We start from the raw sequence: 23473 nt of genomic DNA, 5'->3' as shown, positions 1-23473 counted from the left end.
CGATGCGCGGGGCGACGGAAAAGGATGCCATGACGTACGAGTTCTACTACTGGCCCGGCATCCAAGGTCGCGGAGAATATGTCCGGCTCGCGCTCGAGGAGGCTGGTGTCGATTACACTGATGTCGCGCGGACGGACCGCGGCATGTCTGCGATGACGCGCATGATGGATGTGGAAAGCGGCGCGCCGCCCTTCGCGCCGCCATTCCTGAAAGCCGGCAAGCGGGTGATCGGCCAGACCGCCAACATCCTGCTTTATCTTGGCTCACGTCATGGTCTCGCGCCGAAAGCCGACGCCGGCCGGCTTTGGACCCATCAGTTGCAGCTCACCATCATGGACCTGGTGGTGGAAATTCACGACACCCATCATCCGCTGGGACCGACGTTGTATTATGAGCACCAGCGCGCGCCCGCAAAACGCAGGACCGATGAATTCTGGAAAGAGCGTGTGCCGAAATATCTCGGATACTTCGAGCGGCTACTTGCGGATCGCGGCGGCAGCTTTGTTGTCGGCCGCAGGCTGACCTACGTCGATCTTTCGTTGTTCCAGATCGTCGCGGGCCTGCGCCATGCCTTTCCGAAGCGGATGAACCACTTCGAGAGAGACATCCCCAAGCTCGTTGACTTGCATGATCGCGTTTCGCGCAGGCCACATATCAAAGCCTATCTCGCGAGCGACCGTCGGATTGCCTTTAATGAGGACGGCATCTTCCGCCGTTACAAGGCGCTCGATCTTTAGAAACTCCGTCCGTCGACCGGTGTCAATGCGAACTTGGACAATTCGACGCCGTCGATGCAGCTCACATTGACAGCGACCACTTCGGTCCCATCCGGCTTCTTGCCGCGCGCGAACACATCGACACCACAGTCGACGCAGAGCTGGTGCCGGATGGCACGCTTGTTGAACAGGTATTCCTTGAGATTGTCTTCGCCGGCCCGGAGCTGAAAGCTCTGTGGCGGCAGAAACGTGAAGTGCAGACCTTTCTTGGTACAGATCGAGCAGTTGCACGCGCTCACCATCGCGAGATCCGTCGTGCACTCGAAGCGCACCTGACCGCAATGGCAGCCGCCGGTATAGGTTTTCACGTCGGGCATTTGTCTCTCCGTCCCAGCGCGATCAGTCTACCAGCCTGCGGCGGGAGCCGACACCGAATCTGACAAGCACAGTTCCAGTGCGGCCCGGAACCGGAGTTTCGTTACTCGTCGTTGCCGCGTGACACGGCGATGGCGGCGCTTGTCCTGGTCCGGGTGCAACGCATGTTCAGCCGCCGATAGCGCGTCCGGACGTCGTCGCCGTGCAACAGGCCCATGCGCTTGATGCAGCGGGTGACGCCTTTCAGCGTGTCCGCCTTCGGGATCGTGAAAATGATGGCGGAGGCTTGTGCCACCAGATCGTAAAACTCCGGCTTCGGCTTGCGGCTGTCCGCGCCCGCGATCAGTTCGTTGGTGAACTTTCGGTTCGGACAGCCGAGGATCAATTGTTTGGCCGCAGGATGCGACAGAAAGATCGCATTGGCGGCGGTTTTGCCGACATGCAGGCCGTCGATCTGGCCCTTGAGCTGGGCGGCGAGATCGTCGCAGCGGTCGGCTCGGGCCGTCGAGGGGACGAAGGCCACAGCGGCGAAAAGACATAGGCTGGCGGCGAAACAGGGGCGCATGCTTGTCATTTCAGGAATCGACCTCCAAACGGAAACAATCAAGCTGGCTTTGTGCGCCGAACGGAATCGCATTCGGATTCGATTCTAACCGTTTATCACGCCCCCGCTGTCTGTTCGCAATGTCGTGCCGGAAGAGGCATGACTCACGGCTCCAGCGTCACCCGCGGACCGTTGTTGCTTTCGACGTGAACATAGCGCGGCGCGATCGGTCGGCCCCGTCCGCTGGCAACCGTTACGATGTCTTCAAGCGGTGCGGCACGGACATCGTCTTCCGGCCGCGAGAGGATCAGATCGGCATGAAGCAATCCTTCGGACTCGAGGCCGGAAGGGTCGATTTGTGCGGCTGCGAGGGTTGCCAGGCTGTTCTCAAACTCCTCAGCGTCGCGAAAACGGCGCTGAACAAAGGTCACGCCGCTCAGCCGTTCCGTGACCAGACCGCGCTGCGCGAACGTTTTCGCGAGCGCGTCGTAAGGAAACATTCGCAACACGAAGGAAATGACCCACGGTTTCTTCTCTGTTGCGTCGAGAAGCTTGCTGAATGTTTTGTCCGTTACATAACCGATGCAGCCCGTCGACATGATGACATCGACAGGCCGGACGATGCGCGCGTTCTCCGCCGAAAGCGCCTCTTTCTCGAGATCGGCGACGAGGCCCTGATCGAGAAGCCCGACGCGCGTCGCGTAGCGAACGGCCGGCGCCGAAACATCGAGGCCGATAAAGCGGGCGAGGCCGTGGTCGGGCCAGCTCGCATAGAAATTGTGATCGAACCGCATCAACTCTTCGGAGCTGATCGCCTTTATTTCGCGCCGGGCATAGCGATGGCGCAAGCCCCCGAATGTCAGCGGAAACCGATGCACGGCGGCGTTGATGCCGTACGAGCAGCCGACGTCGAGGACGACGGGTTTGGTATTGGTGGCAGAAGCCTTGGCGGACAAAATCTGGCGGATGACGGGCTCGGCTACATCCGTGATCATATAATCGAGATCGCCGAGGACCGAGAAGTACGATCTGGGATCGTCCTGGATGTAGATGTCATCAAAGACTGCCTTCGTTTGATTGATCCGTGAGAATTCCGCCTTCAGCAATGCTTCATCCTTTTCCTGGTTCAAATTTCCGCTCACGCGTCTAGCGCGAATTCCTTATCGCAGAAACCGGAGCGAAGATAAACCCGCCCGGCGTGTGATGATGGATCGCGCGATGAGGCAGCGTGGACAATGAGCGTGGAAATGAGAGTGCGGCCTCCCGTCGCAAGCGCCCTTTTAAAGCGGTTTCAGCGACGTGTTGCGGCGCGATAACCGAGATAAATGAGTGGCGCCGGAGCAATGCTAGCAGCCTGTCAGGCCCGCGCAACTTCACGCAAATATGTTGGAAGGTTCGATGGGAGGGGGCGAAACCCCTGACATCGCCTGCGGAATCATGGCAGACAGCCTGTCTGCGATTCCCCCCAGCTACTATTGAGCATTAGTTCCAGCCGACCATGCCCGAGATTTCTTCGAACAAGCCTTATCGAATCGGCCGCTCCCGCACCGGGCTCGGCCTCTTCGCCACCAAGCCTATCAAGAAGGGCACGAAGATCATCCGGTATTTCGGCCCGCTGCTCGACTGCAACAAGGAGAAGGACGACGCGGTCGAGAACAAATATCTCTTCCAGATCACGAACAGATGGACCATCGACGGCTCGGTGCGCAAGAACATCGCGCGCTACATCAACCACTCCTGCAAACCGAATGCGGAATCTGATGTCAGCAAGATCAAGCGGCGCGTCGATATCCGCGCCATCAAGGACATCGCGCCCGGCGAGGAGATCAACTACGACTACGGCACCGACTATTTCAAGGAGTACCTGAAGCCGATCGGGTGCAAGTGCGACGCCTGCGAAAAGAAGCGCAGGAAATTGCGGGCCGCGGCGCGCGAGGAAAAGAAGCGCCTCAGGGCGAGGGCGGAAAAACGGGCCGGAGCCGCACGCGGCCGCAAGCTCAACGGCCACAAGGCGGTGGGTCCTGCTGCAAGCAAAGCGAAGGCCGGATCGGCGGTTGTAAAGACCGGCATCGCAAAAAAACGTTCCAAGTCGTCACGTTGATCCTGATCCAGTCCGGTCGGGAATGCCCGTGAATCGCGGATCGCGGCGGGCTTCATGATGGACGGCGTGGCTTTGGCCGACGGTGGCGTCCGCGCCGTTTCCTGTGTAACCCCGCTTGCGGGGGATGAAAATTCCGCGGTCCCCCTGAACCCGGTGTTTCCGCGAGACTATATATGGACGTGTAAAGGGCCGCAGGGCCGCATGGGAGCACGACCATGACCGCCAGCATTGTCGGATGGGCGCATACGCCGTTTGGCAAACTCGACGCTGAGACCGTTGAAAGCCTTGTGGTGAAGGTGGCGGGCGACGCGCTGGCCGACGCCAATATCGCCGCTCGCGACGTCGACGAGATCGTGCTCGGGCATTTCAATGCCGGCTTCTCGGCTCAGGATTTTACCGCCTCCCTTGTCTTGCAAGCCGATCCGGAACTTCGCTTCAAGCCGGCGATACGGGTGGAGAATGCCTGCGCCACCGGCTCGGCGGCTGTGCATCAAGGTATCCGCGCCATTGCGTCGGATGCGGCCAGGATCGTGCTGGTCGTCGGCGTCGAGCAGATGACGCGCACGCCCGGTCCTGAGATCGGCCGCAACCTGCTGCGCGCCTCCTACCTGCCCGAGGACGGCGATACTCCTGGCGGCTTCGCCGGCGTGTTCGGCCTGATCGCGCAGGCCTATTTCCAGAGATACGGCGATCAGTCGGACGCCTTGGCGATGATCGCGGCGAAGAATCACAAAAATGGCGTCGCCAACCCTTACGCGCAGATACGCAAGGATTTCGGCTACGATTTCTGCCGCTCCGAGAGCGAGAAGAATCCGTTCGTCGCCGGGCCGCTGAAGCGCACCGACTGTTCGCCGGTGTCGGATGGGGCCGCCGCGTTGGTGCTGATGGATGCAGACGCGGCGAAAGCCGCGCAAAAGGCGGTCAACATCCGCGCAACCGGCCACGCGCAGGATTTCCTGCCGATGTCGAAACGCAACATCCTCGATTTCGAGGGCTGCACGGTGGCCTGGCAGCGGGCGCTCGCAACGGCGGGGGTGACGCTGTCCGATCTCTCGTTCGTCGAGACCCATGATTGCTTCACCATTGCCGAACTGATCGAATACGAAGCCATGGGCCTGGCGCCGAAGGGGCAGGGCGCACGCGCCATCAAGGAAGGCTGGACGGTTAAGGACGGCAAGCTGCCGATCAATCCGTCCGGCGGCCTCAAGGCCAAGGGCCATCCGATCGGCGCGACCGGCGTCTCCATGCACGTGATGAGCGCGATGCAGCTCGTAGGCCAAGCGCCGGAGGACATGCAGATCAGCGACGCCAAGCTCGCAGGCATCTTCAACATGGGCGGCACGGCTGTTGCCAACTACGTCTCGATTCTTGAGCCGGTCAGGTAGCCGGGCAGGTGATGATGAGTCTTTCGTCGGAGGCGTAGCAGAAGGGAGGCCGTCAGTTCCAGCGTGCGCCTTTTTGCAAATGGGCTGCGCGCGGAAACTCTTTCAAGACCTGAAAATACAGGTCAGGATACACGGACGGACTCTTGCAGACCCCGCCGGGAGGAAACATGCGCACCATCGGACACTTTATCGGCGGCAAGACTGTCAGCGGCAGGTCCGGGCGGTTCGCCGACGTTTACCAACCGATGACCGGCGATGTGCAGGCCACCGTGGCGCTGGCGTCGAAAGCGGAAGTGCGCGAGGCCGTGGAGAATGCCAAGGCGGCGCAGCCGGCCTGGGCCGCGACCAATCCGCAACGCCGCGTCCGCGTGCTGATGAAGTTTCTCGAACTGGTGGCGCGTGACAACGACGCGATGGCCGAGCTGCTCGCGCGCGAGCACGGCAAGACCATTCCCGATGCCAAGGGCGATATTTTCCGCGGCGTCGAGGTTGTCGAATACGCCATCGGCATTCCCGAACTGATGAAAGGCGGCTTTACCGAGAACGCCGGTCCCGGCATCGACAGCTATTCGATGCGTCAGCCGCTCGGCGTCGTCGCCGGCATCACCCCGTTCAATTTTCCGGCGATGATCCCGATGTGGAAGTTCGCGCCGGCGATCGCCTGCGGCAATGCTTTTATCCTGAAGCCTTCGGAGCGCGACCCCGGCGTGCCGATGCGGCTCGCCGAACTGATGCTCGAGGCCGGTCTGCCGCCGGGCATTCTCAATGTCGTCAACGGCGATAAGGAGGCGGTCGACGCCATTCTCGACGACCCCGATATCTCGGCGGTCGGCTTCGTCGGCTCCTCGTCGATCGCGCACTACATCTATTCGCGGGCGGCAGCGGCCGGCAAACGTTCGCAATGCTTCGGCGGCGCCAAGAACCACATGATCATCATGCCGGATGCCGACATGGATCAGTCGGTGGATGCGCTGGTTGGCGCGGGCTACGGCGCGGCCGGCGAGCGGTGCATGGCGGTATCGGTCGCGGTGCCTGTCGGCAGGGCTACCGCTGACCGCTTGATGGAAAAGCTCGTCCCGCGCGTGGAGAACCTGAAGATCGGTCCGTCGACCGATGCGTCCGCCGACTTCGGTCCGCTCGTCACCAGGGCGGCGCTCGAGCGCGTCAAGAACTACGTCGAGATCGGGGTGAAAGAGGGCGCGACGCTTGCTGTCGACGGCCGCGGCTTCAAGATGCAGGGTTACGAGAACGGCTTCTACATGGGTGGCTGTCTGTTCGACAACGTCACCCGGGAGATGCGGATCTACAAGGAAGAAATCTTCGGGCCGGTGCTGTCAGTGGTGCGGGCGAAGAATTTCGACGAGGCGGTGGCGCTGCCGTCCGAACACGAATACGGCAACGGCGTCGCGATCTTTACGCGCGACGGGGACGCCGCGCGCGAGTTCGCCTCCCGCGTCCAGGTCGGCATGGTCGGCATCAACGTGCCGATCCCGGTGCCCGTCGCCTATTACAGTTTCGGCGGCTGGAAACGTTCAGGATTTGGCGATCTCAACCAGTACGGCTCCGACTCGGTACGCTTTTATACCAAGACCAAGACCGTGACCTCGCGCTGGCCGTCCGGCGTCAAGGAAGGAGCGCAGTTCGCGTTCCACAGCAAGTGATCGGCAACCACGCATGCAGTTCGCGCTCACCGAAGATCAGGTCGCCGTTCGCGACATGGCGCGCGCTTTCGCCGCCGACAAGATCGCGCCGTTCGCCTTGAAGTGGGACGAGGAGAAGCACTTTCCGATCGATGTGATGCGCGAGGCGGCGGCGCTGGGTATCGGCGGCATCTATATCAGGGATGACGTTGGCGGCTCAGCGCTGAGCCGTTTCGATGCCGCACTGATCTTCGAGGCGCTGGCGCAGGGCTGTCCAACGGTGTCGTCGTTCATCTCGATCCACAACATGGCCGCGTGGATGATCGACGCCTATGGATCGGATGAGCAGCGGCGCAAATGGCTGGCGAAACTCTGCGCCATGGACCTGCTGGCGAGCTACTGCCTTACCGAACCCGGCACCGGCTCGGACGCGGCGGCGTTGCGCACACGCGCGGTGCGTAACGGCGATCACTACGTGCTCAACGGGCAGAAGCAGTTCATCTCCGGCGCGGGCGAAAGCGATATCTATGTCGCCATGGTTCGTACCGGCGACGACGGGCCGGGCGGCATTTCGACACTGGTGGTCGAACGCGACACGCCGGGCGTTTCGTTCGGCGCCAACGAACGCAAGATGGGATGGAACGCGCAGCCGACCCGCGCGGTGATCTTCGAGAATGCGCGGGTGCCGGTCGCCAATCGACTTGGCGACGAGGGCATCGGCTTCAAGATCGCGATGGCCGGGCTCGATGGAGGACGGCTGAACATCGCCGCCTGTTCACTCGGCGGCGCGCAATCGGCGCTCGACAAGGCGCTTGCCTACATGAAAGAGCGCACGGCGTTCGGCAAACGGCTCGACGAATTTCAGGCGTTGCGATTCAAGGTCGCCGACATGGCCACCGAGCTGGAAGCGGCGCGGACGTTTCTGTGGCGCGCCGCCGCCGCGCTGGACCGGCGGGATACTGACGCCGCCATGTTGTGCGCGATGGCAAAACGCTTCGCCACCGATGTCGGTTTCGAGGTGGCCAATCAGGCGCTGCAATTGCACGGCGGCTACGGCTATCTCAGTGAATACGGAATCGAGAAGATCGTGCGCGATTTGCGCGTGCATCAGATTCTCGAGGGCACCAACGAGATCATGCGTCTGATCGTGTCGCGCAAGCTGATCGAGGGTAAGGTTTCTAGATGAAGGGTTTTACGGGCGACGAGCCGGATCTGATCACGCGGCGCGAGGGAGGCGCGGGCATCATTCGCCTCAACCGCCCGAAGGCGATCAATGCCGTCACGCTGGAGATGTTCCGCGGGATCGACAGGGCGCTGGACGGGTTCGAGAACGACCCCGCCGTCGGTTTGATTCTGCTCGAGGGAGCGGGCGAGCGCGGCCTGTGTGCGGGCGGCGATGTCCGCGTGCTCTGGGAAAGTGCGAACGAAGGGAGCAACCTCGGAAAAGTGCTGTGGCGCGAGGAATATCTCCTCAACGCGCGGATCGCGAAATTCCCCAAGCCGTACGTCGCCTTCATGGACGGCATCGTGATGGGCGGCGGCGTCGGGTTGTCCGCGCATGGCCGCCACCGCGTCGTCACCGACAGAACGAGACTCTCAATGCCGGAAGTCGGTCTCGGCTTCTTTCCGGACGTCGGAGGCACCTGGCTTTTGTCGCACGCGCCGGGCGAAACCGGAACGTATTTCGGGCTGACCGGCCAGCCCATGAACGGGGCGGACGCCATCTACGCCGGTTTTGCCGATGTCGCAGTGCCGTCGCGAAAGCTTGCCGCGCTTCGCGAGGCACTGGTCGGCCTCGGCGCCCAAGCGGATTCGGCCCGCGTAAAAGCCGCGATCGCAGGCTTTGCGAGCGGTGAGGCGACAAGCCCCATTGCGGCGATCCGGCCGCGGATCGATGCATGGTTCGCCCATGGTCGAATGGACGACATCGTCGCGGCCCTGCACCGTGACGGGTCCGAGCTTGCACGCTCGACGCTCAAGGCGCTGAGCGAGAAATCGCCGCGCGGCCTGGTGGTGACGCTCAAGCTGTTGCGACTCGCGCGCGCGTCGGCCACGCTGGAGGAATGTCTCGCGCGTGAATATCGTGCCGCGCTCGCGGTGTTCGCGAGCGACGACTTTCGCGAGGGCGTGCGGGCGGCGGTCATCGACAAGGATCGCGAGCCCAAATGGTCACCGTCGCGCATCGAGGAGGTTACGCCGGAGATAATCGCGCCGTATTTTGCCAACATCGGCGCGGACGAACTCGTATTCGACTAGGGAAGAAACCTCGATCGGAGGATGAGCATGGCGACCATTGCGTTCATCGGTCTCGGCAACATGGGCGGACCCATGGCCGCCAATCTCGTCAAGGCTGGCCACGATGTGATCGGCTTCGATCTCGTTTCGGCGTTGATGGATGAGGCCAAGGCGAACGGCGTAAGGGTCGCCGACAGCGCGAGCAGGGCGGTGAAGGATGCGAATGTCGTCATCACCATGCTGCCGGCCGGCAAGCATGTGGTGTCGGTCTGGACCGATATTGTTCCGTCCGCCGATGGCGCACTGATGATCGATTGCTCGACCATCGACGTCGACAGCGCGCGGCAGGCCCACGCGTTGGCGGGGAAGGCATCGCTGCTTTCGATCGATGCGCCGGTTTCGGGCGGCGTCGGCGGCGCCAGGGGCGCGACGCTGACTTTCATGGCCGGTGGCGAGGACAAGGCATTTGCGGCGGCGAAGCCGATTCTCGAAGCCATGGGCAAGAAGATCGTTCATTGCGGCGATGCCGGCGCGGGACAGGCGGCCAAGATCTGCAACAACATGATCCTGGGCATCTCGATGATCGCGGTCGGCGAAGCCTTTGCGCTGGCGGAAAAGCTCGGGCTGTCGCATCAGGCGTTGTTCGACGTCGCTTCGACCTCGTCGGGCCAGTGCTGGTCGCTGACGAGCTATTGTCCGGTGCCGGGTCCGGTTCCAACGTCGCCGGCCAATAACGATTACAAGCCCGGCTTCGCGTCGGCGCTGATGCTCAAGGACCTGACGCTTGCGCAGGAAGCGGCGAACTCCGTTGGTGCCGTCACGCCGCTAGGACAGCATGCGCAGGAAATCTACAAGACCTTCGAAGCAGCCGGCAATGGCGGCGTCGATTTCTCCGGCATCATCCGCCACATTCGTGCACTGGCGGACAACAGGGGCGTCCGATGACGACGTTTGCCGAGGCGCGGGAATTCCTGCTGCGGCATCGCACCGACTACGATGCCGCCGTCAACGGTTTCAAATGGCCGGACCCTGTGCCTTTCAACTGGGCGCTGGACTGGTTCGACGCCGTTCTCGCGACCGAACCGGCAAGCAGGGACCGGGCAGCGTTATGGATCGTGGAGGCCGCCGGCGGCGCCGGAACCAAAGTGACGTTCGAGGCGATGGCACGGCGCTCCAATCAGGTCGCAAATTTCCTGCGGGCGAAGGGACTGAAGCGCGGCGATCACCTGTTGCTGCTGCTCGGCAACGTCGTGCCTCTATGGGAGACCATGCTGGCCTGCATCAAGCTCGGCGTCGTGATCATCCCGGCGACGACATCGCTGACAGGGGACGAGTTGCGCGATCGCCTCGACCGCGGCCACGTGAAAGCAGTCGTCGCGACGCAGGACCAGGTTACGAAATTTGCCAGTCTCGGTGGCGAGGGCTTGACCCGCATCGTCGTCGGCGCGTCGGCGTCGCAGGCGGGCTGGTCGCCCTATGAGACGACGAACGATTTCTCGGACACCTACCAGCCGGAGGCACCGACCAATGCCGACGATCCGATGCTGTTGTATTTCACATCCGGCACCACGGCGAAGCCGAAGCTGGTGCGGCACAGCCAGCGCAGCTATCCGGTGGGCCATCTGTCCACCATGTACTGGATCGGGCTGAAGCCAGGCGACGTTCACCTGAACATTTCCTCGCCGGGATGGGCCAAGCATGCCTGGAGCTGCTTCTTCGCGCCGTGGAATGCAGGCGCGACCATCTTCATCTGCAACCAGCCGCGCTTCGAGGCCAAAAGCCTGCTGGCGACCATCGGGCGTTGCGGCGTGACGACGTTGTGCGCGCCGCCGACGGTGTGGCGATTGTTCATTCAGGAAAAGCTGTCGGACTTCAAGGTCGCGCTACGTGAAGTCTGCGGCGCGGGCGAACCGCTCAATCCGGAGGTGATCGATCAGGTGAAGTCTGCATGGGGGCTGACGATCCGCGACGGCTACGGCCAGACCGAGACGACCGCGCTCGCTGGCAATTCTCCGGGGCAGACGGTCAAAGTCGGCTCCATGGGGCGGCCGATGCCGGGCTACAAGGTGAAGGTGATCGACGCGGACGGCAATCCGGCCACCGAGGGCGAGGTGACGCTGGCGCTTGGCGGGGATCGGCCAGCCGGGCTGATGCAGGGCTATCAGGGCGAGGGGGGACAACTGAGCGGCACCGATGGCGATCTTTATCGCACCGGCGATGTGGTGTTTGTCGATGACAATGGCTATCTCACATTCGTCGGCCGATCGGATGACGTGTTCAAGTCGTCCGACTATCGCATCAGTCCGTTCGAACTGGAGAGCGTCCTGCTCGAACACGATGCCGTGGCGGAAGCCGCCGTGGTGCCGAGTCCCGATCCGATCAGGCTGGCGATCCCGAAAGCATACGTTCTATTGGTCGACGGCGCGGAGCGATCGCGCGAAACCGCGCTGTCGATCTTCAGGCACATGGTCGAGCGGATGGCGCCGTTCAAGCGCATCCGCAAGCTCGAACTCGTCACCGAATTACCCAAGACGATTTCGGGGAAGATTCGCCGTGTCCACCTTCGCCGCCTTGAGCACGACAACGATCGCGGCGATGCGTTGCGCGGCGTGGAATTTTGTGAGGAGGACTTTCCGGAGCTTCAGGCGCTGAAATCGAAAGCTGCGGAGATTTGAATTGTGAATGACGTCTGGAAGAACACGCCGGTTTCGCTCGATGCCTATCGGCAAATGGTCGGGCAGGAGATCGGCGTTTCCTCGTGGCACCTGATCGACCAGAAGCGGATCGATGCCTATGCCGACGTGGTCGACGACCATCAGTTCATCCATGTCGATCCGGAGCGGGCCGGACGCGAAACGCAGTTCGGCGGCACCATCGCGCATGGATTCCTGACCTTGTCGCTGCTCAGCGTCATGTCATACGAGGTGATGCCGCAAGTCGAGGGCGTCACCATGGGGGTCAATTACGGTTTCGACCGCCTCAGGTTCATCTCGCCGGTCAAGTCCGGCTCGCGTGTCCGCGGCCGCTTCATGCTGACCGAGGCATCGCTTCGCAAACCCGGAGAACTGCTGTCGCGCACCGCCGTCAGCGTCGAGATCGAGGGCGGGAAGCGGTCGGCGCTTGTCGCCGACTGGCTTGCCGTTTTGCACTTTTCCTGACGGCGACGCTGCGTCGTGACGTTACGGGTTATGGCGGTATGCGGTTGAGTCAGGCATATCCATCGCATGCCTGACGTTCACCATGTCCAAGCCGCGATTATTGGCGCCGGTCCTGCCGGGCTGATGGCTGCGGAGGTTCTCGCGAAAGGCGGCGTGCGCGTGACCGTGTTCGACGCGATGCCGTCCGCGGGCCGCAAGTTCCTGATGGCGGGTCGCGGCGGGCTCAATCTGACGCACAGCGAGCCGCTGCCGCAATTTCTCACGCGCTATGGCGCGGCGGCGTCGCACCTGCAATCCTCCATTGATGCGTTCAAGCCTGAAGCGTTGAGACAATGGGCCGATGATCTCGCACAGCCGACATTCGTGGGATCGAGCGGGCGGGTGTTTCCGAAAACGCTCAAGGCCTCGCCGCTCCTGCGCGCGTGGCTCAAGCGGCTCGATTCGATCGGCGTCGCGTTGGCGCTGCGACATCGCTGGAGCGGATGGGATGGCGACGGCCGTCTTGAATTTCAGACGCCTGGAGGCGAGCGCGCGATTACGGCCGACGCCACGATCATGGCGCTCGGCGGTGCGAGTTGGCCGCGGCTCGGCTCGGACGGCGCGTGGGTCGAACGGCTGGCGGGCCGGGGCATCGCCATCGCGCCGCTGCAGCCGGCCAATTCCGGGTTCGACGTGGAATGGAGCGGCGTTTTCCGCGACCGTTTCGAAGGCCAGCCACTGAAGAATGTCGCGCTGTCGTTCGGCTCGCACACCATGCGCGGCGAGGTCCTCGTCACCCGTGGCGGCATCGAGGGTGGCGCGATCTACGCCCTCTCGGCGATGCTGCGAGAGCACATCAGCGCGTCGGGGAGCGCCGCGCTGAATATCGATCTTCGGCCTGATATTGCGACGGCTGAACTCGCGATCCGCATGAGCGCACCGCGCGGGAAACAATCTGTTTCGAACTGGCTGCGCAAGGCCGCCGGTCTTTCGCCCGTTGCGATCGGCCTGTTGCAGGAAGCAGCGAGAGCCGCCGGCGATAGCCTGGCATCGATGCCGCCGCCTGTGCTCGCGGCGATGATCCGTGCCGTTCCGATCTCGCTGACCGGCGTGGCGCCGCTCGCGCGCGCGATCTCTACCGCCGGCGGCGTTGCGTTCAGCGAGCTCGATGAGGATTACATGATCCGCCGGCTGCCGGGCGTGTTCGCCGCCGGCGAAATGCTGGACTGGGAAGCGCCGACCGGCGGGTATCTGTTGCAGGCGTCGTTCGCGACCGGTGCAGCTGCCGGGCGCGGCGCGCTGAAATGGCTGCGACGCTAGAGCATGATCCCGAAAAGTGGAAACCGGTTTTCGGAAAAGATCATGCTCAAACAAAAGGATAAGTAACCAGTCTGTTTCAACGCGTTTTCGTCACGCGAACCGGTGTCCACTTCGCTCGAAAACGCTATAATCAAACGCCCTCTATCTCCTCCCGCAGCATTTCCAGCTCCAACCAGCGATCCTCGGCCTGCTGCAACTCCTCCTGCGCCTTGGTCAGCGCGAGCGAGATCTTGTCGAAGGCTGCGCGATCAGTCGCGTAAAGGTTCGGGTCTTCCAGGCGTTGCTGTTGCTTTGCAATCTCGACCTGAAGTTTCGCGATGGATTTCGGCAGCGTCTCCAGCGCGTGTTTTTCGTTGAAGGTGAGGCGTCGCTTGCCGGGCGTGGCCGTAGGCGCTGCCTTCGCCGGGCGCTCTGCCTCGGGCACCGGCGCGGATTTTGACACCTCGCGTTTCAGGTCGGCGCCGCGTTGCGCCAGCATGTCGGTGTAGCCGCCGGCATATTCGATCCAGCGGCCATCGCCTTCGGGAACGATCACCGAGGTCACGACGCGATCGAGGAAGTCGCGATCGTGGCTGATCAGGATGACGGTGCCCTCGTAGTCGCCGAGCATGTCTTCCAGCACGTCGAGGGTTTCCAGATCGAGGTCGTTGGTCGGCTCGTCCAGCACCAGCAGGTTGGACGGCTTTGCGAGCGCGCGCGCCAGCATCAGCCGGCCGCGCTCGCCGCCGGACAGCACTTCGAGCGGCGTGCGCATCTGCTCCTGCGCGAACAGGAAATCCTTCATGTAGCTGACGACGTGCTTCGGCGTGCCGCCCACCATGACGTGGTCGCCACGCCCGCCGGTCAGGGCTTCCGCCAGCGTCGATTTCGGGTCGAGGCTTTCGCGATGCTGGTCGAGCGTCGCCATCTCGAGATTGGCGCCGAGCCGGATCGTGCCGCTGTCGGGCGCATCGGCTCCGGTGAGCATGTTGATCAGCGTGGTCTTGCCGACGCCATTGGGGCCGACGATGCCGATGCGGTCGCCGCGCTGGATGCGGATCGAGAAGTTGTCGACGATCTTCCGCTCGCCATAACGCTTGCCGATTTTTTTCGCCTCGATGACGAGCTTGCCGGACTTGTCGGCTTCCGCTGCGGCCAAGGTCGCACTGCCGGCGGTGCCGCGATAGTCGCGTCGCTGCCGGCGCAGTTCGTGCAAGTTCGCCAGCCGCTTGACGTTGCGCTTGCGCCGTCCCGAGACGCCGTAACGCAGCCAGTGCTCCTCGGCGACGATCTTGCGGTCGAGCTTGTGCTGGTCGCGCTCTTCCTCGGCCAGCACCTCGTCGCGCCATTCCTCGAACTTCGCGAAGCCGCGGTCGATCTGCCGGATATGACCGCGATCGAGCCAGGCGGTGCTGCGCGAGAGGTTGGACAGGAAGCGCCGGTCGTGGCTGATCAGCACCAGCGCGCAGCGGCGGGAGCCGAGTTCGCCTTCCAGCCATTCGATGGTCGTGAGATCGAGATGGTTGGTCGGCTCGTCCAGCAGCAGGATATCGGGCGAGGGCGCCAGCACCCGCGCCAGCGCCGCGCGCCGGCTTTCGCCGCCGGAGAGATGCGCAGGGTTTTCCTCGCCGGTGAGGCCAAGCTGCTCGACCAGATAGCGCGCCTGATAGGCGTCGTCGCCGGGGCCGAGCCCGGCCTCGACATAAGCGAGCGTAGTTTGGAATTTGTCGAAATCCGGCTCCTGCGGCAGATAGCGCACCGTGGCGCCCGGTTGCACGAAGCGGCTGCCGCTGTCAGGCTCGGCCAGGCCGGCGGCGATCCGCAGCAGCGTCGATTTGCCGGAGCCGTTGCGGCCGATCAGGCATAGCCGCTCGGATTCGAACACCGTGAGTTCGACGCCGCTCAGCAGCGGCGTGCCGCCGAACGTCAGGGCGATATCCTTCAACTGGATCAGCGGCGGCGCCATCGTCTCAGCCCTGCTGCGCATGGGCGCGCTGGATGCGCCGGATGGCCTGGTCCAGCGCCGACAGGAACGCCGAGCGGTCGCGCGGCTGGAACGAGCGCGGGCCGCCGGTGACCTCACCGCTGGCGCGCAGGTCGGTCATCAGGTTGCGGACGGCCAGCGTCATGCCGATCGACTGCTCCGTGAACGGCTTTCCGTTCGGCGCGATCACGCTGGCGCCCGCCTTGACGCATCGGCTTGCCAGCGGAATGTCCGCCGTGATGACAACATCGCTCTTGCCGGCGCGGGCCGCGATCCAGTCGTCGGCTGCGTCCATGCCGGGCCCGGCGGCGATGCGCTCGATCAGGGGATCGTCGGGCACGCGGATATATCCGCCCGCGACGACGCTGACCGACAGGCCGTGACGCGCGGCGACGCGATAGATCTCGTCCTTCACCGGGCAGGCATCGGCGTCAACATAGATACGGATGGAGGTCAACGGTGGATCATCGGGCTTTGTGAGCATCGTTGCAGCGCGTGTTACTCCATGTCACCGAAGATTGCGACACCGGATTTTTTGCAGTGCGATAGCTTGTCGAGCCGTGGGCGGGGTGGGGCCAGCCATCAGGGCGGGTGAGGCCGGTTGCACTGGCGGTCTGCGCTGCTAAACTTTCCGCGAAAAGGCATTGCTCGTTGACCGAGTATTCCGAATTGAAGTTTGCCCTCGCGGAAAGACGATTTCATGAACGACGATACGCTGCATTGCGCTGATCCCGAGCCGCTTAGCAGCCCGCCGGAACCAGCCCTGACCATGGAAAGGACCGTCGTCGATTCGCCGGTCGACGGCTCCGGCGTTTATGCCGCGCTGGATCTCGGCACCAATAACTGCCGTTTGCTGATCGCCTGCCCGGCAAACGGGAGCTTCCGCGTGATCGACTCGTTTTCGCGGATCGTCCGGCTGGGCGAAGGCATCTCGTCCACCGGACGCATCAGCGAGGCGGCAATCGAACGCGCCATCGCCGCGCTCATCGTGTGCCGCGACAAGATGCGTGCGAGGAAAGCGGGCCGGCTGCGGCTGATCGCGACGGAAGCCTGCAGGGCGGCGTCGAACTCCGAGGATTTTCGCAGCCGTGTCGCCGCCGCGACCGGCATCGAGCTCGAGGTGATCGATCGGGAGACGGAGGCCGCGCTCGCGGTGGTCGGCTGCTCGCCGCTGATTCATCCGAAAGCGCGCGGCGCGATCCTGTTCGACATCGGCGGCGGTTCGACGGAACTGGTCCGGATCGAGCGCGACCGCGAAGGCGGCGAACCGCATACCCGGGCGTGGATGTCGATTCCGATCGGCGTCGTGACTCTGGCCGAGCGTTTTGGCGGACACGATGTAACGCCGCAGTCCTACACAGCGATGATAGAGGAGGTCACGGCCAATCTTGGCGCGTTCGCCGCCGAGCATGGCTTCAATCTCTACGGGATGCACCTTCTCGGCACCTCTGGTACGGTGACCACGCTCGGCGGCCTTCATCTCGGTCTTGCGCGCTATGACCGCCGCAAGGTCGACGGAATCTGGATGAACGACATCGAAATCACCCAGGCCATCGCGCGGCTGTGCGGCATGGATTATCAAAAGCGGGTGGCCAACGGCTGTATCGGGGTCGAACGCGCCGATCTGGTTCTGGCCGGGTGCGCCATCCTGGATGCCATTCGGCGAGCCTTTCCGCTGCCGCGGCTCCGGGTTGCGGATCGCGGCCTGCGCGAGGGCATGCTGGTCGAAATGATGCGCGAGGACGGCGTCATTCAACTGAATTGATGCAACAAGGAATGGTTCTTCGTCATTGCCGGGCATAGTTTTTCGAAGCACGGCATCGCTTCGCTCGCCTATGGCAGTTCGAAGAACTGCGTCCCTTCGTTAACCTATGATCCGGCAAACCATCCAGCGTGGTGGTTCCTAAGCGCGCCTCAGGGCTGTTTTGTTCTTTTGATGGACGCCCGGATCAAAGTCCGGACGTGAGGGTAGACATGGCGAAAGACACAACCGGCCGATTGCGCGTGACCGTCAAGACCGGCGGCAAGAGAAAACTCTCGTCCAAGCTCTGGCTGGAGCGGCAGCTCAACGATCCCTATGTGGCGCAGGCCAAGCGCGACGGCTGGCGTTCGCGCGCCGCCTACAAGCTGATCGAAATGGATGACAAGTATCATTTCCTGAAACCCGGTCTGGCGGTGCTCGATCTCGGCGCGGCGCCCGGCGGATGGAGTCAGGTCGCGGCAAGGCGCGTCGGCGCCGCCGACGGGAGAGGCAAGGTGATCGCCATCGATCTTCTCGAGATGCCGGAGATCGTCGGCGTGACGTTCGCCCGGCTCGATTTCCTTGATGCCGATGCGCCGGAAAGATTGACCACGATGATGGAAGGCGGCGCGGATGTCGTGCTGTCCGACATGGCGGCCAACACCACCGGCCATCGCAAGACCGACCAGCTCCGGATTGTCGGTCTGGTGGAGAGCGCGGCGGCGTTCGCGGCTGACGTGCTGCGCCCCGGCGGGACGTTCATCGCGAAGGTGTTTCAGAGCGGGGCTGACGCCGATCTGCTGGCGCAGCTCAAGCGCGATTACCAGACGGTGCGCCATGTGAAGCCGGCGGCGAGCCGCCAGGATTCGTCGGAACGCTACGTGATGGCGACGGGATTTCGCGGGGGGCGGTAAGGCGTCTTTGCCGCATAGATGCCGTCATGCCCGCGCTTGTCGCGGGCATCCACGTCTTAACGGCAGTTCAGCAGAAAGACGTGGATGGCCGGGATAAACCCGGCCATGACGAAGAATGTATAGATTGCCAATGTGATCGAAAAATCCTTTAGCTCAATTTCTGATCCCGCGCGGTGACGGTCTCGCGGGCGGCTTCTTCCTCGGCTTCGGACTCGCGGGTTGGATCGGAGATCACCACCATGCGCCGCCCCGAGACCTGATGGCCGGCATCCGCGGGCATCCTGAAGAAATAATAGCACGACATCGCCGCCAGCACCGAGACGACCAGAAATCCGGGTCCGAAATCCGCAGCCGTCAGCTCCGTGCTGTGATGATACAGCATCGTTGTTTCCACGGAGAAGGCGCCGAGCGCGACGCCGGCCGAAATCGCCAGTTGTTGATTGACGCTGACGAGCGTGGTGGCGCGACTCATCCGTTCCGGCTCGACGTCGGCATAGGCCAGCGTATTGATCGCGGTGAATTGCAGCGAGCGGAAGAACCCGCCGACCACGAGAATGATCATGATCAGCAGCAACGGCGTGGTGACGGTGAACAGCGCGCAGGCCGCGAGGAAAGCGGAGCTGACGATCGCATTGACGGTCATGATGTTGCGGAAACCGAAGGTACGGATGATGCGGGCGGCGAGCGTCTTCATGCCCATGGCGCCGACGGCTGACGAGAACGTCACGAGTCCCGAGCTGAACGGCGACAGGCCGAAGCCGATCTGCATCAGAAGCGGCAGCAGGAACGGCAGCGCGCCGACGCCGAGGCGGAACAGGAATCCGCCGTAGATGCTGGCGCGCAGCGTTGGCAGCCGCAGCAGCGTCAGATCGAGCACCGGCGAGTCGGTGCGCCGGGCATGCATCACATAAAGCGTCATCGAGATCGAACCGAGGCCGATCAGCGCGATCACAACCGTCCATGGCAGCAGGTTGAGGCCGGCGACGGACAGGCCGAAGGCGATGCCGCCGACGCCGACGCCGGCCAGCACCATGCCGTAGAGGTCGAAGCGTTCGGGATTCTCACTGCGGATCGGATCGATGTAGCGTTGCGCCAGCACGATGCCGATGAGGCCGACCGGGATGTTGATCAGGAAGATCCAGTGCCACGAGAAATAGGTGGTGATGAAGCCGCCGAGCGGCGGGCCGACGACCGGCCCGACCAAGGCGGGCACGGTCACCCACGCCATCGCGCTGACGAGCGTGCTCTTGTCGATCGATCGCAGCAGCACCAGGCGGCCGACCGGCGTCATCATCGCGCCGCCCAAACCTTGCAGGGTCCGCGCGACCACGAAATCCGTCACCGACGACGACACCGCGCAGCCGATCGAGCCGATCATGAATACGGCGATCGCGACGCTGAAGACGTTACGCGCGCCGAACCGGTCCGCGGTCCAGCCGCTCGCCGGGATGAATATCGCGAGCGATAAAAGATACGACGTGATCGCGAGCTTCAGCGTCAGCGGGCTGGTGCCGATATCGGCGGCGATTGCGGGAAGCGAGGTCGCGATCACCGTCGAGTCCATGTTTTCCATGAACAGCGCGGCGGCGACGATCAGCGGGATCAGGCGTTCCTTGTTCATCGCGGGCACCGGGCGGGGCAGGCGGACGGCGGAGCGCGGCTGTAACACCGATGGGGACAGCGCGCTATTGCGAAGCGCGAAGGTATTCCTAAATCCTTGGTGGAGTTTTGGGAGGCCAAACCATGATCTACGTGCTTGCCGCCTTGCTGCCGCCGATCGGGCTGTTGTTCAACGGGCAACCGTTCTCGGCTATCCTGAACGTGATCCTGATCGTGTTTTGCGCGATTTTCGGGCTGGTTTTCCATATCCTGCTTTTGGTGCCGTCCGCCCACGCCCTGATCGCGGTCCACATGAAGCGGGAGGACCGCCGGCACCGGGAGGTGGTCGACGCGATCCGGGAGCATGGGCCGCCACCCGGCTTTCCGCGCTGAACCTTCGAGGGAAAACCCTCTGCATGGCCGTCAAAAGCTTTGATTCCAAAGGCTGCCGTGCTATCGACCACCGCCAACCCAGTCGATGGAACCCGATTGAACGGCGACGCCACGGCGTCGCTGGCCGGTCAATTCCATCCTGACAGGTTCCGCGGCGACCGTGCCGCTCAATGGAGTTGGCGATGGCGCGCGCAAACGGATTTCAGGATATCAAGGAAGCCTATACCTTCGACGACGTGCTGCTGAAGCCCGGCGCATCCGACATCCTGCCTTCCGAGGCCGATATCCGCTCTCGCGTGACCCGCGACATTCCGCTCAATATCCCGATCATGGCGTCGGCCATGGATACCGTCACCGAAGCGCGGATGGCGATCGCCATGGCGCAGGCCGGCGGCCTCGGCGTCATCCATCGCAACTTCGATGCGGAGGGACAGGCGGCGCAGGTGCGGCAGGTGAAGAAGTTCGAATCCGGCATGGTGGTCAATCCGCTGACCATCGGTCCCGACGCAATGCTGTCCGATGCGCTGGCGCTGATGACCGATCATGGCTTCTCCGGGATACCGGTGGTGACCGGCGGCGGCGCGACCGCGCCGGGCAAGCTCGTCGGCATTCTGACCAACCGCGACGTCCGCTTCGCCACCGACCCGCGCCAGAAAGTTTCCGAACTGATGACGCATGAAAATCTCGTGACGGTGCGCGAGGGCGTCAGCCAGGAAGAAGCCAAGCGGATGCTGCACAAGCACCGCATCGAGAAACTGCTGGTCGTCGACGATCAATATCGCTGCGTGGGTCTCATCACCGTCAAGGACATGGAAAAGGCGGTGGCGCATCCGCTCGCCTGCAAGGATGCTCAGGGCCGGCTGCGCGTCGCGGCGGCGACCACGGTCGGCGAAGGGGGCTTCGAACGCACCGAGCGCCTGATCGACGCCGGCGTCGACCTGATCGTGGTGGATACCGCGCACGGTCATTCCAGCCGCGTGCTGGACGCGGTCAACCGCATCAAGCGGCTGTCGAACGCGGTGCAGGTCATCGCCGGCAACATCGCCACCACCGAGGGTGCGCAGGCGCTGATCGATTCAGGCGCCGACGCCATCAAGGTCGGCATCGGCCCGGGTTCGATCTGCACCACCCGCATCGTGGCCGGCGTCGGGGTGCCGCAGCTCACCGCCATCATGGATGCCGTCGATGCGGCGAAAAAGGCCGACGTGCCGGTCATCGCCGACGGCGGCATCAAGTATTCCGGCGACCTCGCCAAGGCGCTCGCCGCCGGCGCGGACATCGTCATGGTCGGCTCGCTGCTTGCCGGCACAGACGAAACGCCGGGCGAGGTGTATCTGTGGCAGGGCCGCTCCTATAAGGCCTATCGCGGCATGGGCTCTGTGGGTGCGATGTCGCGCGGCTCGGCCGACCGCTATTTCCAGCAGGACATCAAGGATACGCTGAAACTCGTGCCCGAGGGGATCGAGGGGCAGGTGCCCTACAAGGGGCCGGTCGGCAACGTCATGCACCAGCTCGCCGGCGGCTTGCGCGCGGCCATGGGGTATGTCGGCGCGCGCAACATCGCCGAATTCCACGATAAGGCGCGTTTCGTGCGCATCACGGGGGCGGGCTTGCGCGAGAGCCACGTGCATGATGTCACGATCACGCGCGAAAGCCCGAACTATCCCGGCGCCGCCTGACGAAAATCGCCCAAATTGAGCCGCACAGCGGCGCGAAAACGCGTTACTGTCGGCGTGCTACAACCCTGCTTCGGGGCCGCTGCTTCGTTTCCCTGGAATGGCATCACGGTTCCATTCAGCCGAGAATTTGTAAACATGATCGAGTGGACGGATGACAGGATAGCAGCGCTTTCGGATTCCGATCTGAAAAACCTGCTTGCCAATGCGGAGCGCAAGTCGGTCGATGCTCTCGCCGCGCGATGCCGGGCGGAACTCGAGAAGCGAGACGCGTTGAAGCCGCGCAAGGCCGCAAAGCCGCGCACCGAGCTGAAGGATTTCGAGCGCGACATGTCGGCGCAGCTCGCCGTGGTCGGCCGGCGCATGGCGGAGAAATACGATCTGTCCGAGGAGACGGCGAAGGCGAAATCTGCGGGCGTGAAGGGTTTTCGCGCGCACAAGCTCGTCGGCAGCGACGGCCAGGCCAAGCTCGGCGGACTGCAGCGCGCGGGTTTCGTTGCCGTCGATCGCTATATCTCCTATCGGCGCGGCAACGATATCGTTTCACTCGGCGTATTCCTGCCCAAGGATCAGGATATTTCGGAACACAAGTTCTTCGTGATCGCGCCACAGTCGATACTTGAACGCGGCGAGCCGGTCGATGCCATCCGCAATAACCACGGCCAGAAGCAGTCCGCCGACGGCGGCCTCGTGTTCGACGATCTGGAGAGCGCAACGGCCGCTTTCGACAAGGTGCTGGCCAGGATCGCGGCTTGAAAGATTCTGTCGGCGCCGCGAACGGGGCTAAAAAATGTCTGTTCAGATGGTACTGCTGCCGGTGTTCGTGCTCGTCGGGCTCGCGTTCGCGTTGTTGTTGGGGATGGCGGTCGCGCGGACGAGGTCTTTGAGGTCCGGCGAGACCCGGTTCGAGGACATCGCGCTTCGCGAACCGAACTGGTCGGCGCGCGCCACCCAGATCGCGAACTGCTTCAGCAACCAGTTCGAAGTGCCGGTGCTGTTTTATGTCCTGATCGCGCTGGCGTTGCCGCTGCGTCACGCCGACCTTGTCATCGTCGTGCTGTCTTGGGTATTTGTCCTCACGCGATTCGTCCATGCCGGCATCTTCGTGACATCGAACAACGTCCCGCAGCGGGGAATGGCGTGGTTCGCGGGAGTGGTGGTGCTGATGGCGATGTGGATGTATTTCGCGTTGCGCATCCTGCTCGTGTGAGCGCCGCGTCTCCAATCGAAAGTCAGCCATGACGCCAGCCGCGCGGCTCTCCGCCGCCATTGAAGTGATCGAGGCTATCGACAGCCAGCGGGTGCCGGCCGCGAAAGCGCTGAAGGAATGGGGCACCGCGCACCGTTTCGCCGGCTCCGGCGACCGCGCCGCGATTTCGGGGCTGGTCTATGATGTGCTGCGCCGTCAGGCCTCCAGCGCCTGGATCATGGACGACGACACGCCCCGCGCGCGTCTGCTCGGAATGCTGAGACTGGAACGGGGGTTGGACATCGATGCGATTGCGGCGCTGTGCGACGGCGGCCGCTTCGCGCCCGAACCGCTTTCCGACGCCGAACGCGCGGCGCTGGCCTCGCGCGGCATCGCGGATGCGCCCGCGCATATCGCCGGGGATTATCCGGAATGGCTCGATCCCCATCTTGCAGAGATCTTCGGCGATGACCGTGCGGCGGAAGCCGCGGCGATGGCGAGCCGCGCGCCGCTCGACCTGCGCGTCAATACGCTGAAGGCCAAAC

Annotated in this window: 22 protein-coding genes and 1 pseudogene; 17 read left to right on the top strand and 6 right to left on the bottom strand. The window is 63.3% G+C overall.

Annotated features, from left to right (window positions below; genetic code table 11):
- The first annotated feature begins 29 nt into the window (after positions 1-29).
- On the top strand, positions 30-737 hold the full coding sequence (locus BGN91_RS00175) for a glutathione S-transferase (RefSeq protein WP_292609948.1): 708 nt from the start codon (positions 30-32) through the stop codon (positions 735-737).
- Here BGN91_RS00175 and BGN91_RS00170 read toward each other — a convergent pair.
- The 3 genes from BGN91_RS00170 to BGN91_RS00160 form a co-directional block, all read right to left on the bottom strand.
- Positions 734-1093, bottom strand: a complete 360-nt coding sequence (locus tag BGN91_RS00170) for a GFA family protein (RefSeq protein ID WP_292609945.1) — start codon at positions 1091-1093, stop codon at positions 734-736. The two genes, BGN91_RS00175 and BGN91_RS00170, sit on opposite strands and share 4 nt — an antisense overlap.
- Positions 1094-1194: 101 nt before the next feature.
- Positions 1195-1665, bottom strand: coding sequence for a hypothetical protein (locus BGN91_RS00165; RefSeq protein WP_292609943.1), 471 nt, complete (start codon positions 1663-1665; stop codon positions 1195-1197).
- A 134-nt stretch (positions 1666-1799) separates the two neighbouring features.
- Positions 1800-2738 carry a class I SAM-dependent methyltransferase gene (locus BGN91_RS00160; protein WP_292609974.1) on the bottom strand — a complete coding sequence of 313 codons (939 nt, stop codon included), beginning with the start codon at positions 2736-2738 and terminating at the stop codon, positions 1800-1802.
- Positions 2739-3133: 395 nt separating this feature from the next.
- Between BGN91_RS00160 and BGN91_RS00155 the strand changes: the two genes are divergently transcribed.
- The 9 genes from BGN91_RS00155 to BGN91_RS00115 all read left to right on the top strand — a co-directional run bounded on the left by BGN91_RS00155 (position 3134) and on the right by BGN91_RS00115 (position 13453).
- The gene (locus BGN91_RS00155; protein ID WP_292609942.1) at positions 3134-3736 is read left to right on the top strand and encodes an SET domain-containing protein; all 603 of its coding nucleotides are present in this window, start codon (positions 3134-3136) and stop codon (positions 3734-3736) included.
- Between the two features lie 215 nt (positions 3737-3951).
- Entirely contained in the window at positions 3952-5121 is a 1170-nt protein-coding gene (locus tag BGN91_RS00150) for an acetyl-CoA acetyltransferase (protein ID WP_292609940.1), read from the top strand.
- Between the two features lie 167 nt (positions 5122-5288).
- The gene (locus tag BGN91_RS00145) at positions 5289-6782 is read left to right on the top strand and encodes a CoA-acylating methylmalonate-semialdehyde dehydrogenase (RefSeq protein WP_292609937.1); all 1494 of its coding nucleotides are present in this window, start codon (positions 5289-5291) and stop codon (positions 6780-6782) included.
- Between the two features lie 13 nt (positions 6783-6795).
- A complete protein-coding gene (locus tag BGN91_RS00140) occupies positions 6796-7947 on the top strand; it encodes an isobutyryl-CoA dehydrogenase (RefSeq protein ID WP_292609935.1) in 1152 nt (383 codons plus the stop codon).
- Entirely contained in the window at positions 7944-9017 is a 1074-nt protein-coding gene (locus tag BGN91_RS00135) for an enoyl-CoA hydratase/isomerase family protein (RefSeq protein WP_292609933.1), read from the top strand. The genes BGN91_RS00140 and BGN91_RS00135 overlap by 4 nt, the downstream gene beginning before the upstream one ends.
- A 27-nt stretch (positions 9018-9044) precedes the next feature.
- Positions 9045-9941: a 3-hydroxyisobutyrate dehydrogenase gene (gene mmsB, locus BGN91_RS00130; protein WP_292609931.1), complete on the top strand. Its 897-nt coding sequence runs from the start codon at positions 9045-9047 to the stop codon at positions 9939-9941.
- Positions 9938-11671 carry an AMP-binding protein gene (locus BGN91_RS00125; protein WP_292609929.1) on the top strand — a complete coding sequence of 578 codons (1734 nt, stop codon included), beginning with the start codon at positions 9938-9940 and terminating at the stop codon, positions 11669-11671. The genes mmsB and BGN91_RS00125 overlap by 4 nt, the downstream gene beginning before the upstream one ends.
- 3 nt (positions 11672-11674) lie before the next feature.
- Complete coding sequence (locus BGN91_RS00120; RefSeq protein ID WP_292609927.1) at positions 11675-12154, top strand: MaoC family dehydratase; 480 nt, start codon at positions 11675-11677, stop codon at positions 12152-12154.
- 66 nt (positions 12155-12220) lie between these two features.
- Positions 12221-13453 (top strand): TIGR03862 family flavoprotein, encoded by a 1233-nt coding sequence (locus BGN91_RS00115; protein WP_292609925.1) that lies wholly within the window; start codon positions 12221-12223, stop codon positions 13451-13453.
- A 130-nt stretch (positions 13454-13583) separates the two neighbouring features.
- Here the strand turns inward: BGN91_RS00115 and BGN91_RS00110 are convergent, their stop codons facing one another.
- Positions 13584-15398, bottom strand: coding sequence for an ATP-binding cassette domain-containing protein (locus BGN91_RS00110; protein ID WP_292609923.1), 1815 nt, complete (start codon positions 15396-15398; stop codon positions 13584-13586).
- A gap of 4 nt (positions 15399-15402) precedes the next feature.
- Positions 15403-15900, bottom strand: coding sequence for a YaiI/YqxD family protein (locus tag BGN91_RS00105; RefSeq protein ID WP_292609921.1), 498 nt, complete (start codon positions 15898-15900; stop codon positions 15403-15405).
- 285 nt (positions 15901-16185) lie between these two features.
- On the opposite strand from BGN91_RS00105, the gene BGN91_RS00100 reads away from it, so the two are divergent.
- On the top strand, positions 16186-17181 hold the full coding sequence (locus BGN91_RS00100) for a Ppx/GppA phosphatase family protein (RefSeq protein ID WP_292609973.1): 996 nt from the start codon (positions 16186-16188) through the stop codon (positions 17179-17181).
- Positions 17182-17390: 209 nt separating this feature from the next.
- Positions 17391-18071, top strand: coding sequence for an RlmE family RNA methyltransferase (locus BGN91_RS00095; RefSeq protein WP_292609920.1), 681 nt, complete (start codon positions 17391-17393; stop codon positions 18069-18071).
- A 148-nt stretch (positions 18072-18219) separates the two neighbouring features.
- Here the strand turns inward: BGN91_RS00095 and BGN91_RS00090 are convergent, their stop codons facing one another.
- Entirely contained in the window at positions 18220-19692 is a 1473-nt protein-coding gene (locus BGN91_RS00090) for a DHA2 family efflux MFS transporter permease subunit (RefSeq protein ID WP_292609918.1), read from the bottom strand.
- Positions 19693-19814: 122 nt separating this feature from the next.
- Here BGN91_RS00090 and BGN91_RS00085 point away from each other — a divergent pair, with 122 nt between their 5' ends.
- The 5 genes and pseudogenes from BGN91_RS00085 to BGN91_RS00065 all read left to right on the top strand — a co-directional run.
- On the top strand, positions 19815-20063 hold the full coding sequence (locus BGN91_RS00085; protein ID WP_292609916.1) for a hypothetical protein: 249 nt from the start codon (positions 19815-19817) through the stop codon (positions 20061-20063).
- 182 nt (positions 20064-20245) lie between these two features.
- Positions 20246-21742, top strand: coding sequence for an IMP dehydrogenase (gene guaB, locus BGN91_RS00080; RefSeq protein WP_292609914.1), 1497 nt, complete (start codon positions 20246-20248; stop codon positions 21740-21742).
- A gap of 135 nt (positions 21743-21877) precedes the next feature.
- Entirely contained in the window at positions 21878-22495 is a 618-nt protein-coding gene (locus BGN91_RS00075; RefSeq protein ID WP_292609912.1) for a hypothetical protein, read from the top strand.
- Positions 22496-22529: 34 nt separating this feature from the next.
- On the top strand, positions 22530-22949 hold the full coding sequence (locus BGN91_RS00070; RefSeq protein WP_292609910.1) for an MAPEG family protein: 420 nt from the start codon (positions 22530-22532) through the stop codon (positions 22947-22949).
- 28 nt (positions 22950-22977) lie between these two features.
- A pseudogene (locus BGN91_RS00065) lies at positions 22978-23473 on the top strand (MFS transporter); the annotation flags it as partial.

This window comes from Nitrobacter sp. 62-13 (genome assembly GCF_001896955.1).
Lineage (GTDB): Bacteria > Pseudomonadota > Alphaproteobacteria > Rhizobiales > Xanthobacteraceae > Nitrobacter.
Note: the sequence above shows the minus strand (reverse complement) of the source record. Positions and strands in the feature narration are given on the sequence as shown.